Annotated in this window: 12 protein-coding genes; 8 read left to right on the plus strand and 4 right to left on the minus strand. The window is 47.4% G+C overall.

The genetic code is table 11. The features are described from left to right. Positions 1-47: 47 nt before the first annotated feature. The 5 genes from NCI00_RS04825 to acs all read left to right on the plus strand — a co-directional run bounded on the left by NCI00_RS04825 (position 48) and on the right by acs (position 7418). The gene (locus NCI00_RS04825) at positions 48-251 is read left to right on the plus strand and encodes a hypothetical protein (RefSeq protein ID WP_114459881.1); all 204 of its coding nucleotides are present in this window, start codon (positions 48-50) and stop codon (positions 249-251) included. Next, complete coding sequence (locus tag NCI00_RS04830) at positions 244-2940, plus strand: sodium:solute symporter family transporter (protein WP_253525554.1); 2697 nt, start codon at positions 244-246, stop codon at positions 2938-2940. The genes NCI00_RS04825 and NCI00_RS04830 overlap by 8 nt, the downstream gene beginning before the upstream one ends. A 108-nt stretch (positions 2941-3048) precedes the next feature. Beyond that, positions 3049-3432: a response regulator transcription factor gene (locus NCI00_RS04835; RefSeq protein ID WP_114067296.1), complete on the plus strand. Its 384-nt coding sequence runs from the start codon at positions 3049-3051 to the stop codon at positions 3430-3432. A gap of 25 nt (positions 3433-3457) precedes the next feature. Beyond that, positions 3458-5386, plus strand: coding sequence for a propionyl-CoA synthetase (locus NCI00_RS04840; protein ID WP_253525557.1), 1929 nt, complete (start codon positions 3458-3460; stop codon positions 5384-5386). A gap of 142 nt (positions 5387-5528) precedes the next feature. Then, on the plus strand, positions 5529-7418 hold the full coding sequence (gene acs, locus NCI00_RS04845; RefSeq protein ID WP_166556940.1) for an acetate--CoA ligase: 1890 nt from the start codon (positions 5529-5531) through the stop codon (positions 7416-7418). A gap of 55 nt (positions 7419-7473) precedes the next feature. Here the strand turns inward: acs and NCI00_RS04850 are convergent, their stop codons facing one another. Continuing rightward, on the minus strand, positions 7474-7974 hold the full coding sequence (locus NCI00_RS04850; RefSeq protein ID WP_253525560.1) for a DUF1003 domain-containing protein: 501 nt from the start codon (positions 7972-7974) through the stop codon (positions 7474-7476). A 39-nt stretch (positions 7975-8013) separates the two neighbouring features. On the opposite strand from NCI00_RS04850, the gene NCI00_RS04855 reads away from it, so the two are divergent. After that, entirely contained in the window at positions 8014-9003 is a 990-nt protein-coding gene (locus NCI00_RS04855; RefSeq protein WP_253525562.1) for an aldo/keto reductase, read from the plus strand. 607 nt (positions 9004-9610) lie between these two features. After that, positions 9611-10483, plus strand: a complete 873-nt coding sequence (locus NCI00_RS04860) for a CPBP family intramembrane glutamic endopeptidase (RefSeq protein ID WP_253525564.1) — start codon at positions 9611-9613, stop codon at positions 10481-10483. Here NCI00_RS04860 and NCI00_RS04865 read toward each other — a convergent pair. After that, positions 10473-11456, minus strand: coding sequence for a hypothetical protein (locus NCI00_RS04865; RefSeq protein WP_253525566.1), 984 nt, complete (start codon positions 11454-11456; stop codon positions 10473-10475). The two genes, NCI00_RS04860 and NCI00_RS04865, sit on opposite strands and share 11 nt — an antisense overlap. A gap of 90 nt (positions 11457-11546) precedes the next feature. Between NCI00_RS04865 and NCI00_RS04870 the strand changes: the two genes are divergently transcribed. After that, a complete protein-coding gene (locus NCI00_RS04870; RefSeq protein ID WP_253525568.1) occupies positions 11547-12356 on the plus strand; it encodes an SDR family oxidoreductase in 810 nt (269 codons plus the stop codon). Between the two features lie 153 nt (positions 12357-12509). Here the strand turns inward: NCI00_RS04870 and NCI00_RS04875 are convergent, their stop codons facing one another. Next, complete coding sequence (locus tag NCI00_RS04875) at positions 12510-13754, minus strand: glycosyltransferase (protein ID WP_253525570.1); 1245 nt, start codon at positions 13752-13754, stop codon at positions 12510-12512. After that, complete coding sequence (locus NCI00_RS04880; protein WP_253525572.1) at positions 13751-14557, minus strand: FkbM family methyltransferase; 807 nt, start codon at positions 14555-14557, stop codon at positions 13751-13753. The genes NCI00_RS04875 and NCI00_RS04880 overlap by 4 nt, the downstream gene beginning before the upstream one ends. Positions 14558-14599 lie beyond the last annotated feature (42 nt).

Genomic DNA, 14599 nt, shown 5'->3' on the forward strand with positions numbered 1-14599 from the left:
TTTTATAACGGCAACGCTTAGCAGGCACCTTCACTTTATCCCTTCTTATGAATACAAATCGTAAAATTTCATTAGTGGCGTTGTGTGTAGTGGCTATTGTCCTCTTCAATACCCCCTTTCTTTCGATTTTCAACAAGCCGACATTTATCGGGAGTATCCCCGTATTTTACGGTTTTCTATTTGGGGCATGGTTACTGATTATTGGGGCTACGGCGTGGTTACTTCGTCAATCTAAAGCAGAAGATGAGTAGTTTTTGGATTATTTGCTGGTCTTTATTGTACCTGTTGCTCTTGTTTGTGATTGCCGACCGGGCCGAGCGCCGCTCGTCCCACAAGCGCAGTTGGGTGAATAATCCTTACGTGTATGCTCTTTCATTGGCCGTTTACTGCACCGCTTGGACGTTTTATGGCAGCGTGGGTCGGGCGGCCGAATCGGGGCCAGATTTCCTAAGCGTTTATATCGGCCCTACGCTCGTGATTCCGCTTTGGTGGATTATTTTCAGGAAGATTATTCGCATTTGTAAAGTCCAGAGAATCACCAGCATTGCCGATTTTATCTCCGCCCGTTATGGCAAAAGCCGCGCCTTGGGCGTGATTGTGACCGTGGTATGTTTACTGGGCATCATCCCCTACATTTCCATTCAACTCAAAGCTATTACGAGCAGCTTTCTGATTCTTTCGGGCAATGATACCTCGCCCAATCAGTCGTTTTGGAGCGACCAATCGTTTTACATCGCCCTGATGCTGATTGTGTTTGCGATTCTATTCGGAACCCGAAAACTAGAAGCCAACGAACGCCACGAAGGCCTCGTTGCGGCCATTGCCTTTGAGTCGCTGGTCAAGTTATTTGCGTTTTTAGCGGTTGGAGTCTTCATTACTTTCGGCATTTTCAACGGCTTCGACGACATCGCCGCCCGCGCCGTGAAAGTCCCCGAACTTCGTAAACTATTTACTTTACCCGAAAACCAAACGGGGAATTGGTTCTGGCATTGCTTTCTGGCCGCCATTGCCATTCTGTTTTTACCGCGTCAGTTTCAGGTAACGGTGGTGGAAAATATCGACGAAAATCACCTCAAAAAAGCGCAATGGTTATTCCCACTTTACCTGCTGATTATCAACATTTTTGTGCTACCAATTGCCCTCAGCGGAAAATTGCTTTTTGCCAGCGAAGCCATCAAATCTGACACCTATCTGCTGGCCATACCACTGCATTTTAAGCAACAAGGCTTGGCTTTTCTGACTTATTTGGGCGGATTTTCGGCAGCGACAAGCATGATTATCGTGGAATGTACCGCCCTGACGGTGATGTTCAGCAATAATTTACTGATGCCGTTTTTGGTGAGCCGTCGGGGGTGGCAAGAACGTATGGGGTCTTCGATTGGGAGTTTTGTCATTACGGCCCGTCGTTTATTTATTGCCGTCATTATTTTGCTAGCGTACGCTTATTACAAAAACGTCAGTGACAAGTACTCGTTGGTATCGGTCGGCATGGTTTCGTTTGCGGCAGTGGCGCAGTTTGCTCCCGCTGCTTTGGGCGGAATTTGTTGGAAACGGGCCAATCTGACGGGAGCGATGAGCGGAATTTTGGCAGGAACAACTGTTTGGTTTTATACCCTGATTATTCCCTCAATGGCCTCAAATGGCCTTATCTCTTCCGACTTTTTGGCGCATGGGCCCGCGCACATTCATTGGCTTAGGCCAGAAGCATTTCTGGGGCTTGAGGGGATGGACAACCTTTCGCACGGCGTCTTTTGGTCGTTACTATTTAACGTTTCATTCTACGTTTTGGGGGCGCTAAATTTCTCCCAAAGTGCCGTAGAGCACAACCAAGCCGCGTTGTTTGTCGATATTTTCAAATACGACACGTCTTACGAACGTTCGGTGGCTTGGCGAGGAAAAGCCTTGGTGACTGACATAACGAATCTTTTAAGTAAATTTTTCGGGGAAATGCGCGCACAACGGGCCATAACGCTCTACGTCAAACGCAATAAACTTGCCCTTTCTGCCAAATATGCCGACCCGCAGTTGGTCAATTATGCCGAAAAAATGCTCAGCGGTGCCATTGGGGCTGCTTCGGCGCGGGTGGTGGTGGCGTCGGTGGCGAAAGAAGAACCCGTAACGGTGGATGAGGTGATTGATATTTTAAAAACGTCACAAGAATTGCGCCTTGTGAACGAAGAGCTGACGCGCAAATCGCGCGAACTGGAGCAACTCACGGGTCAGCTCAGGGAAGCCAATGAGCGTCTGCAACAGGCCGACCGCGAAAAAGATGATTTTCTGTCGACGGTTACGCACGAAATCCGGACGCCCATGACCTCCATTCGGGCATTGTCGGAAATTGTCCACGACAATCCTGACATGGACGAAGACCAGCAAAAGCATTTTCTGAGTACCATCATCAAAGAATCAGACCGCCTGACCCGGCTCATCAACCAAGTGCTTGATTTGGAACGGTTTGAAACTGGAAAATACCAATTGGCCAAAGAAACATTTCACCCCGAAACCCTTATCGACGAATCTATCAATTCCATTAATGCCTTGGCCACCGAAAAAAGTATTGTCATTCAAACCTCTTACGCGACCAAACTACCCAAGATAAACGGAGATTTTGACCGGCTGATGCAGGTGCTCATCAATTTGTTATCCAACGCCATCAAATTTTGTCCCGCCCAAAACGGGCTCATCGAAGTAAGGGCAATGGCAGACGGCAATTACCTTTCTATCAGTGTAAAAGACAATGGACCCGGCATCAGTGCGGAACATCTAGCCCTGATTTTTGATAAATTTTACCAAGGAAATGCCCCGCTTGCCCGCAAGCCCAAAGGCAGTGGATTGGGGCTGGCCATTTCCAAAAAAATCATTGAACTGCATCAAGGAAGCATTCATGTGCAGAGTACAGTAGGTGAAGGAGCGTTGTTTACTTTTGAAATTCCGGTGTAATATCTATATCTCTTTGCGATCACAATTTTATTTTAAGAGAATAAATTTTCTATTTTACAACGTTATTCACTCAAAACTCCTAGGTCACCCTACGAACATACTGCCTATATGACACGCCAACATATAAAAATAGTAATAGTAGACGACGAGCCCAATATTTTGATGTCGCTGGAATTCCTGATGAAAAAGGAAGGATACAAAGTTTTCATTGCCCGCGACGGCGAAGAAGCCGTTGATATCGTTCGCACCGAAATTCCAGACGTTGTTTTGTTAGATATTATGATGCCCAAAGTCGACGGGTATGAGGTGTGCCGTTTTATCAAAAGCTCACCAGAATATCAACATGCCAAGGTCATCTTTATGAGTTCAAAAAGCCGCGAAACTGACCTGCAAAAAGGATATGATCTTGGCGCCGATTTATACATACCTAAACCGTTTTCAACCCGCGACATGGTGGCCAAAGTAAACGCACTTACGATGAGCGCCGTGTAGTTTCCCCTTTTAAATTTCATTACTCATGAAATCACCAACACCCTCTTATGCAGGCTTTTATGAAGCCAGCCTTGCTAGTCCTGTGGATTTTTGGGCCGAACAGGCCGCCAAAATTGCGTGGTATAACGCACCCGTTCAGACATTAACGATGAACGAAAGGGGGTTCTATCGGTGGTTTGAAGGGGGAACACTAAATACCTGCTACTTGGCCGTGGATTATCACGTGGAACACGGCCGGGCGGAGCAGGTGGCGCTTATTTATGATTCTCCGGTGACCAAAAGCGTTCAAAAATACACCTACGCTCAACTTCAATCGGAGGTGGCAAAATTGGCAGGGGCATTGCGTCAATTGGGCGTCGAAAAAGGAGATTGTGTCGTGATTTATATGCCGATGGTACCCGAAGCGGCTTTTGCGATGCTGGCTTGCGCCCGTTTGGGGGCGGTTCATTCGGTGGTTTTCGGAGGATTTGCCCCGCACGAACTGGCCATACGCATTGACGATACGCGTCCTAAAGTTGTTATTTCGGCTTCGTGCGGTATTGAGTTTGAGCGGGTGATTCCGTACAAACCGTTGCTCGACGACGCCATTCACCTCGCCCAATTTAAACCACCTCACTGTTTAATTTTACAGCGTCCCCAAATTCACGCTCTCATGCACGCGGGGCGCGACGTTGATTTCAGCACCGCCGTTGCGCAGGCCGAGCCCGTTGATTGCGTACTCGTTGACGCCCTCGACCCGCTATACGTTTTGTACACGTCGGGTACCACGGGCAAACCCAAAGGAATCGTTCGCGACAACGGGGGGCACGCCGTTGCCATGAAATTTTCGATGCAGTATGTATACAACATTCAACCCGGAGATGTGTATTGGGCCGCTTCTGATTTGGGCTGGGCAGTTGGTCATTCATACATTATCTATGCACCTCTTATTCAGGGCTGTACCACCATTTTGTTTGAAGGAAAACCCGTTAGAACCCCCGATGCGGGCACCTTTTGGCGCATTATTTCAGAACATCAGGTAAAAGTATTTTTCACCGCACCCACGGCATTTCGCGCCATCCGGAAAGAAGACCCACAGGCTGAATTTCTCCAAAAATACGACCTTAGCTGCCTCCAACAGCTCTTCGTAGCTGGAGAGCGCTGCGACCCTTCTACCCTCAAATGGTTGCAGGAAATAACCAATAAACCCATCATTGACCATTGGTGGCAAACAGAGTCTGGCTGGCCGATGATTGCCAACATGACGGGTGTGGAGCTTTTGCCAGTCAAACCCGGCTCCGCTACCAAACCCGTTTGTGGGTTTGATGTGCAGATTCTGGACGAAGACCGACAGCCGTTGGAAGCCAACCACGAAGGATACGTTTGCCTCAAACTCCCACTACCTCCCGGCTGCCTACCCACGCTCTGGAACGACGATGCCCGCTTTCAGGAATCGTATCTTTCTAAATTCCCGGGGTATTATTTTTCGGGCGACGGTGGTTACAAAGACGACGACGGCTACGTATACATCATGGGCCGCGTAGATGATGTCATCAACGTAGCGGGGCACCGCCTTTCTACGGGTGAAATGGAGGAATTTGTGGCTTCGCACCCCGCAGTGGCGGAATGTGCCGTGGTGGGAATTCAGGACGAAATGCGCGGACAACGCCCCGTGGCGTTTGTGGTGCTGAAAGATGGAATGGCCATCGACGAGCCAATGATTGAAACGCAATTGGTGACGCTGATTCGAGAACAAATCGGGGCTGTGGCGTACTTCAAAAGTGCGTTAATTGTAAAACGTTTGCCCAAAACTCGTTCGGGAAAAATCCTGCGAAAAGTGATGCGCCAAATCGCCGACGGCGAATCTTACAATGTTCCTTCTACAATTGACGACCCAGCGATTTTAGGAGAAATAGCCGAAAAATTGCAGAACCGAAAAATTGGCAAAGGATTCGGAGAATTTGCAGTCATCTGATTTTCATTACTTTCTATACCTTTTTAGCAATTTTAGGACAGCGATTTCACTCAAACGGGAAAATGTTTTGTTATTTTTAGACCCGCATTCATCAACAACCTTCCTAACCACGTTAACTTTTACCAAAACACATTCAGATATCATGCGTATCCGTACATTTGAAGAGTACCAAACCGCCTATCAGCACAGTGTAGAAGACCCCGAAGGATTCTGGGCCGAAGTAGCTCAGGAATTCAAATGGCATAAGCCGTGGAAAAAAGTGCTCGAATGGAATTTTAGCACCCCCGACATCAAGTGGTTTGTAGGTGGAAAAACAAACATCACCGAAAACGCCCTCGACCGTCATTTGCGCGAACTAGGCAATCATCCCGCCATCATTTGGGAGCCCAACGACCCTTCTGAACCCAGCGTAACGCTCACGTACAAAATGCTCCACGACCAAGTGTGTCGTTTTGCCAACGTGCTCAAGCGCAACGGCGTTGTCAAAGGCGACCGCGTGTGTATTTACCTGCCAATGGTGCCCGAAGCAGCCATCGCTATCTTGGCCTGTGCGCGCATCGGTGCTGTTCATTCGGTCGTATTCGGTGGGTTTTCGGCCCAATCGTTGACCGACCGCATCATTGATTCTAACTGTAAAGTTATTGTAACCTCTGACGGTGCGGCGCGTGGCAATAAAAATATCCCCATGAAAGATACCGTTGACGACGCCCTGATTGCGTGTCCTTCGGTTCAAAAAGTTATCGTACTGACCCATACCCGCACGCCCATTTCGATGATTAAAGGCCGTGACGTATGGTGGGAAAGTGAAATGAAGCAAGTTACGTCGGACTGCCGGCCCGAGGTGATGGATTCAGAGGACCCTTTGTTTATTCTCTATACATCAGGCTCAACGGGCAAGCCCAAGGGCGTTGTGCACACCACTGGCGGCTACATGGTGTATTCGGCGTATACGTTCCAAAATGTATTCCAATACGAAAAAGACCAAGTATTTTTCTGTACCGCCGACGTGGGCTGGATTACGGGCCACAGCTACATCGTATACGGCCCGCTGTTGAGTGGAGCTACTTCTCTGATGTTTGAAGGCATCCCGACCTATCCCGATGCGGGACGTTTTTGGGATATTGTTGACCGGCACAAAGTAGACATTCTTTATACCGCCCCCACGGCCATTCGGTCGTTGATGGGCTTTGGCTTGAAATACGTCGAAGGCAAAGACCTTAGTTCGCTCAAAGTGCTGGGCTCGGTGGGGGAACCCATCAACGAAGAAGCATGGAACTGGTACAACGAACACATCGGTAAAGGTAAATGCCCGATTGTAGACACATGGTGGCAAACCGAAACGGGCGGTATTTTGATTTCGCCCATCGCGGGAGTGACCAAAACCAAGCCAACCTACGCTACCTTGCCGCTGCCCGGGGTACAACCGATATTGGTCGACGAAAGCGGCAAAGAAATAGAAGGAAACGGCGTGAGTGGAAATCTTTGCATCAAATATCCGTGGCCGTCTATCATCCGTACCACTTGGGGCGACCACGAGCGCTGTCGGCAGACGTACTTTTCGACCTATCCAAATCTATACTTTACGGGCGACGGCTGCCTCCGCGACGAAGACGGCTACTACCGCATCACGGGCCGCGTAGATGATGTGCTCAACGTATCCGGGCACCGCATCGGAACCGCCGAAGTAGAAAACGCCATCAACATGCACGCCGACGTCATCGAGAGTGCCGTGGTGGGCTATCCGCACGACATCAAAGGGCAGGGTATTTATGCGTTTGTGATTTGTGAAAACACCCTCGACGACGAAGACCTGTCGCGCCGAGATATTTTAGCCACCGTGACGCGCATCATTGGGCCCATTGCCAAACCAGATAAAATCCAGTTTGTCAGAGGATTACCCAAAACGCGCTCGGGAAAAATCATGCGCCGAATTCTGCGTAAAATCGCCGAAGGAGACACCTCTAATCTAGGCGACACGACCACGCTTCTGGACCCCACAGTGGTGGATGATATTAAAGCAGGCGCGATGTAATGTAAGTTTATCCGCTATTCTTTCAAGAAGGCTGCCTCATTCAGGGGTAGCCTTTTCATTTCTTCGTCTCCAGTTTATGAATCACATAATCTAGTTTTTCGTGCAAAAGTCGAATTTCCAACTCGGCACGGAGGTTAATTTCGTAATCACTTTTGGCACGTTCGCGGTCCTTTTGCTCCTGACGATTCTGGCTCATCATGATGACTGGGGCCTGCAAAGCGGCCAAACAAGACAATATAAGGTTGAGCAAAATGAATGGATAGGGGTCAAAACCCTTGTTGAGCAACAACCACACATTGACGCATATCCAGACGGCGATAAAAAGACCAAACGAAATGATAAACGTCCAGCTACCGCCAAATTCCGCTATTTTATCCGCTACCCGCTCGCCAAAAGTAGTTTTTTGTCGGGCATCATCCACCGAATTGTCCACCAAAATACGGCTGATACTCATAGAAACCAAGATTTTCATCTCTTCATCCGATAGCCTTCCTAAGTCTTTTTGGAGAAGGGTTTCGAGGTGTTTTATTTTTTGATTGTTTAAACTTGTTTCCATTTTTATTGGTTTTGAATAACACACAAACGCCGCAAAGCAATGCAAAAACGCCCACTAGGAAACAGTACGATTTCGCTCTCGTCCATCGGCTTAGGCTGCATGGGAATGTCTGAGTTTTACGGTGCCACCGACGATACCGAATCCCTCAAGACCCTCCATACGGCCCTCGACGAAGGTATAAATTTTCTGGACACTGCCGACGCCTATGGGCCATTTAAAAACGAAGAACTCGTTGGAAAAGTGGTACGCCAACGCCGAGACGAGGTAGTGATAGCCACCAAATTTGGCATCATACGCGACACCAACGACCCCGCCAAGCGAGCCTTCAGCGGACGCCCAGAATACGTACAAGCGAGTTGTGATGCCAGCCTTAAACGCCTGGGTATTGATACCATTGATTTATATTATTTGCACCGTTGGGACCAAATTACCCCCATTGAAGAAACGGTAGGTGCCATGAGTGAGCTTGTAAAAGCGGGAAAAGTGCGCTACATAGGACTTTCGGAGGTGTCGGCACAAACCATCAAACGCGCCCATGCGATACATCCCATCTCGGCTGTTCAGTCAGAATACTCACTTTGGAGCCGCGATATTGAAGAGTCCGTCATTCCTACCTGTAAGGAACTGGGCATTACTTTGGTTGCTTATAGTCCACTGGGGCGAGGTTTTTTGACGGGACAGTTTCAAAAATTTGAAGATTTATCTCCCGATGATTTCCGACGGAATTCGCCACGTTTTATGGGCGAAAATTTTGCCAAAAACCTCGCCATCGTTGATTTACTCAAACGCTGGGCCGAAGAGCGCGGCATTACACCTTCACAGTTAGCGCTGGCGTGGGTACTGGCACAGGGCGAAAATATCGTACCTATCCCCGGCACCAAACGAGTTTCTTACTTAAAGGAGAACCTAGGTGCACTCACCATAATGCTCTCCAAGGAAGAATTGGCCGAACTCGAACGCATCAGCCCCAAAGAAGCCGTAGCAGGACTGCGTTATCCAGAAGCAATGATGAAGGTGCTGACGGCATAAAGTATAGTTATGGCCACGTAGTCTATTTCTCAAAATTATACCAAAATAGTGCTAAACATAATTAAGTTTATTTTTTGGACAAAACTCTTTGTATCTATTAATCTTCGCCATTTTTTTCTTTTTAAATAGTAAAAAACAAGAAAATAAATTTCACATTTTCTGATTTTTAATTTTTTCATTTAATTTTTAAAACCAATAGTTATTCAAACAAAATAGCGACTAATTGTGGATAATATATAATTTTATCAAGAAAAATATTCAATTAAGGATATTTTTTAAAAATTATTTGTAGATACATTGAATTTTACATTAGCTTTGAGCATTCAATGAAAAACAAAGCAGATTTTATTTGTTTTGTTCAACTTTGAAACACATTTCATCAACCTTCAAATAGTGACTACCCCCTTTTTGTGTAAAAGCGAAAAGGGGGTTTTTTGATGCTCAACGTCCCTATGGATTGTGGTTACTTTGCCGATTAGGGTAGCTTAGTAGACTGAAAACTGCATCCGACAAGCTATTTTTCTTATTCCAATAGGTGTAATTCACTGACTCGTATCAATTAGTGAAGAAAATGTGCTTATTTCGGCCTTCATAAGACCTTTACCCTATGCAAATCAACCCCTTCATTGATGCCGCTCGGCAGGGGCGTAACGAATTTGGCGTGTACGTCGCTGTGTTTATCTTAGTATTTATCGCCAATCTTCTTGGCTCAATTCCGGGCGCTTGGGCCATGGTCACGTGGAAAGATGACCCTCAGGCCTTGCCCGTTTATCTTATTACATCCCTGATGTTGTTGGGCTTTGTGGCTTCGCTCGTGGTGCTTTGGCTATGCGTAAAACACCTCCACAAACGCAATCCACTCACGATGATTTCGCCTTCGGGGGTTGTCAATTGGCCTCGTATACTCAAATCCGCCGGGCTTTGGATGGTTTGCTCAGCGGTAGTAGAAACCGCTACTTACTTACTGTTTCCTGACAAATACCAGTTTTCGCTCAATTTGAAGGACTTTTTACCCTCGTTGGTCGTGGCCATTGTCTTACTTCCTCTTCAAACTTCTTTTGAAGAGCTTTTTTTCAGAGGGTACCTTTTGCAGGGAATTGGCTCGTGGAACCTCTGGGCTGGCATCATTATTACATCCACGGTTTTTGGACTTGCGCACAGTTTCAACGACGAGATTGAGGCCGTAGGCTCATTGGGCCTCGCGATGGTATATTACATCGGTGTCGGTCTGTTTTTTGCGCTGTTGGGCGTCATGGACAAATCACTTGAACTGCCACTGGGCATTCACTTGGCCAACAATATGTACGCTTTTCTGTTGGTAGGCTACCCAAGCAGCTCAGTACCAAGCTCAACCGTGTGGATGACTACCGAGCTAAACTTTCCGCTCATGGTTACCCAATGGGTGGTGGTGATGGCGCTTTATTTATTGCTCGCCAAAAAAGTCGTCGGGCTTCAGTTGACTGCCAAGCCTACCAGTTAATGCCGCTTTCTCCGCCTAAGCCCAATTTCTTGGTAAATTGATTAGACATTTTTGATTTACTGGTAATGTAGCGCACGCTTGCCCCGATAAAGGGCGCAATGTTGGGTTTTTGGGTAATCAAATTTTCGTGGGCAGAGTTAAAAGTGCGCAGCTGGCGAAAGGTTCCTAATCCCGCTTCCAACGACACATTGAAAACAGTAAACAAATGCGCATTGGCGGCCACCGAAAACTTAACGTGCTGATAATTGCTGCGACGAAACATTTTTTCGGCATTCATAACCTGCTGAAAACCTCCGCTATATCCGTCAAAGGCACCAATCATATCAATGTTAAACCATTCGTTGAAGCGGCGGTTGACATCCAACCGAAAAGGCAATAAAGCCGACACACGCCACTGTTTGCCAAGGCGTTTGTTGAGACCAAAAACGGGAATCAAACGAAATTTTTGGTTATAAATAACGGCCGTTCCGTAGGCAATCTGGGTATGTATCCCCAAAATTCGCATTCGGGCAGCCCCTCCCCAGAAAAAAGGCTGGGGCGTAAAAAACGTTTCGTTGGACTCCGTTACGCCCAACCCTCCGCCATAAATCCAGAGTCGGTCGCGCAGGCTGGCCTGAAGCATAAGCACTCCCACCGATGCTGTTTTGTAACCGTTATCCGGGGTAATGATGCCGTTTTGGGTAGGTTTGAGTTGAGAAACATTGGCCAGCATCAAAAAATGGCGCGCGCGCAAATCAAACTTTTTACGCAAACTAAAAGACACATCCACCTCGCTCCGCAGCGGAATAATGCCATTGAACGACGTCCGCGAAAGGCCATAACGCTGATTATTGCCCATGTTGGCTTCGGGCATATAGTCGGCACGAAGGGTAGCATTAGGATAAAAAAGCCGACTCAGCGCAAAATGCTGAGCCGAAAGAGAAGTAGAAATAAGCAGTGTAGCCGAAAGTAAAAAGCAGGCGCGAAAAAACATAATGTCGTGTATTTGGTGGAATTAACGCGCAAAAATGGGCAATATTGCGGAAGAAATACAATCATCTTTTCATTCTGAATTTAGTTTTTAATGAACCTAACCGATAAAATAGTTTGGATAACGGGAGCCTCGTCGGGTATTGGCGAAGCATTGGCCCATGAATTTGCCAAACAAGGCGCAAAATTGGTGCTCTCTGCCCGCCGGCGGGATGAATTGGAGCGCGTCAAAAAAAGCCTAAACCTGCCCGATGCTTCCGTTCTAATCTTACCGATTGATATGTTGAAACCTGAAGAATTTGGGGCAAAAACCCAAACCGTTCTTCAACACTTCGGGCAAATAGACGTATTGGTTCCCAACGCGGGCATCAGCCAACGGGAAAAATTTCTGGACATTGCGCCCGCCGATTTTCAAAAATTGATGGATACCAATTTCACCAGTGTAGTCCTCCTCACCCGCGAAGTGCTTCCGCACATGATTGCTCAAAAATCAGGGGGCATTTTGGTCACGAGCAGCGTGAGCGGCAAAATCGGCACCTCATTCAGGACATTCTATTGTGCCTCCAAACACGCCATTCAGGGTTTTTTTGATTCGTTGCGGGGTGAGGTTTGGCGCGATGGCATCGTGGTAACGGTGGCGTGTCCAGGGTATATCAAAACCAATATTTCGCTCAATGCGATCGGAAAAGACGGCAAACCTTTTGGTAAAATGGACCAAAATCAAGCAAAAGGAATTCCAGCGGAAGTGTGTGCCCGCAAAATGGTCAATGCGCTCAAAGCAGGAAAACACGAGATTATCATTGCGGGCTTTAAAGAAACGCTCGGCACTTATCTCAAGCGCTTTGCTCCCAGTCTGTTGTGGCAATTGACCAAAAATTACAGCATCAAAGCCGTTGAACAATAACTGATTTCGATTTCTGGGAAATAGGTTTCAAGTTTTAGGGGAGTTTCGCGGTTTTGAGAAACCACTCGCGCGTGGAGGCGGCTTCTCAAAATCGCGAGATTGCGTGAAAGCAGTTTCTCAAAACTGCGATCTCAGGCCTACCGCCTCTACTCGCTATCTAGGCATTTCTGTCAGCTTTTGATAGAGGGATAAGTACGCGTTTGCCACCACCCCGAAGCTATTTCGTTGCCTAATCACCTGGAGGTTATTGGCCTTTAATTGCTCATAATCAGCATCCTCCAATACAAACCGAATGCCCTTGGCTAAGTCTTCAGCAGAATACAACTGGGACACGTAGCCCGTTTTTTTGTGCTCGATTTGTTCGGAAATTCCGCCCGAATCAAAACCCACCACGGGCGTACCACAGGCCATGGCTTCAATAACGGTGTTGGGGTAATTGTCTTCCAACGAAGGAACCACCATCACATCGGCGGCCTGATACACCTTGACAACTTCGTGCGCTGGTAAGCTTCCCAACGACTTTACTTCCAAGCCCATATCGGTAAGGGCATCGGGTTCGGTTTTGCCAAAAACGACAATACCCCAGTCTTCAAGTCGGTCTTTTAATAACTGAGTTGCTTCTTTAAAGTAGGCAAAACCCTTGCGCGGGTCTTGGGTATTGACACCCGCAAAAAGAATCCATTTTTTAGCGGGATTTAGGTCGATTTCTGAAGACGAAGCAGGCTTAAAAACGGATGTATCGATGGGATTGGGAATGGCAAGCGAAGTCAAGTGTTTGGTTAGCGCGGCACGCGTGCCCAATTCTGCCAGCCATCGACTGGGCGAAACGAGCGTCAGCGGAGCATTTGAAAACAGCTTTTTCTTTTGCTCAAACACCTGAGATGATAAATCTGTGGCGCTGGGCTTTCGTACATAAGGGCAAAATCCACAATGTGTAAGGTAGCGTTCGCATTCACGACTGTAATGACAACCGCCCGTAAAGGTCGCCATATCGTGCATCGTCCAGACTACGGGTTTACCGAGCGCAAACAGTTTTTCTAATGAATGTAAAGACAGAAATCCGAAGTTTATCCAGTGCAAATGAATGACATCGGCTTCGCGCACGAGCGGATGAGCGGATACGTCGGTGCCAGCCCACAAGGGTGAAAAATGAAAGCGAACGCTTTTGTCTTTTTCATGAAACAAAAAATAGGCGCGTTCCGCTGCAAACCGTGCAAATGCTATTTTTTTTTCAATAAAACCAGACGCAAGTCCCTGCACACCCTCTTCCTCGCGTTCAGTTTGCTGCACCAATACCGACGATTCCACCCCAATGCCGCGCAAGGCATGATGTAGTCGAAGCGCCGCAATCGCAGCCCCACCAAAGGTATGGTAAGTACTCAGATGTACGACTTTCATACCCGCCACGCCGATATATTTAACTGTAAATCCATGACATCGTTGTTGCGATAACGGTGATTTACAAAAGGTGCTTTACGGTGCTGATTGGTGTCAATGTAATACCGAAACCCTGCTTTTTCAATCACTTCGATGACCTTCGCCAAGGCTTGCGGTTGGCCGATATAAGCGTGAAACTCTACAAACAAATGTTGCACGCGGTCGAGCACATCGGCACAATCGGGCAAAACATCAATTTCGGCTCCTTCAATATCAATTTTCAGAAAATCAACGCGGGTTTCTACCGCCAACTCGTCGCGCAAGCGCACCGAAGGAACCAACTTTTTGCTGCCTTGGCCATAAATAGAGGCATCGTCGGCCTGACCTTCGCCAAACCACACGCCAGCATTGTCTTTCCAAACCGCTTTTTGGACGATTTCTACATCATTAATGCAGTTAGTTTTTAGGTTTTGGGTCAAGTAATTGGCAATTACTGGCTCCGCTTCATAGGCTTTGATACGCGCCTGTGGGTACAATTCCTTAAAGTAAATAACGCTCATACCGACGTTGGCCCCGCAATCATAAATCACGGGTGCAGACGCGGAAGTGTTGAATTTATAAAACGCTTCGACGTAAATTTCTTCGTATTGCCACGTCCACGAAAAAGCATCGGGCACTTCCAGTTGATAATGTCCAAATTTAACCTTGGTCGGTTGGTAGCGCGGGCGGTCGCCATAGCGCCAAAATAGCCCCAACAACTCCCTACCGGCTGGATTTCGGAGGATGTGAAACGGGTGTTTGAGTAAATATCGGAAAGCAAGCATGGAGCAAAATTAAGGAATCATTCTGTATCTTTGTTCAAGTAT

This window comes from Runella salmonicolor (genome assembly GCF_024158025.1).
Lineage (GTDB): Bacteria > Bacteroidota > Bacteroidia > Cytophagales > Spirosomataceae > Runella > Runella salmonicolor.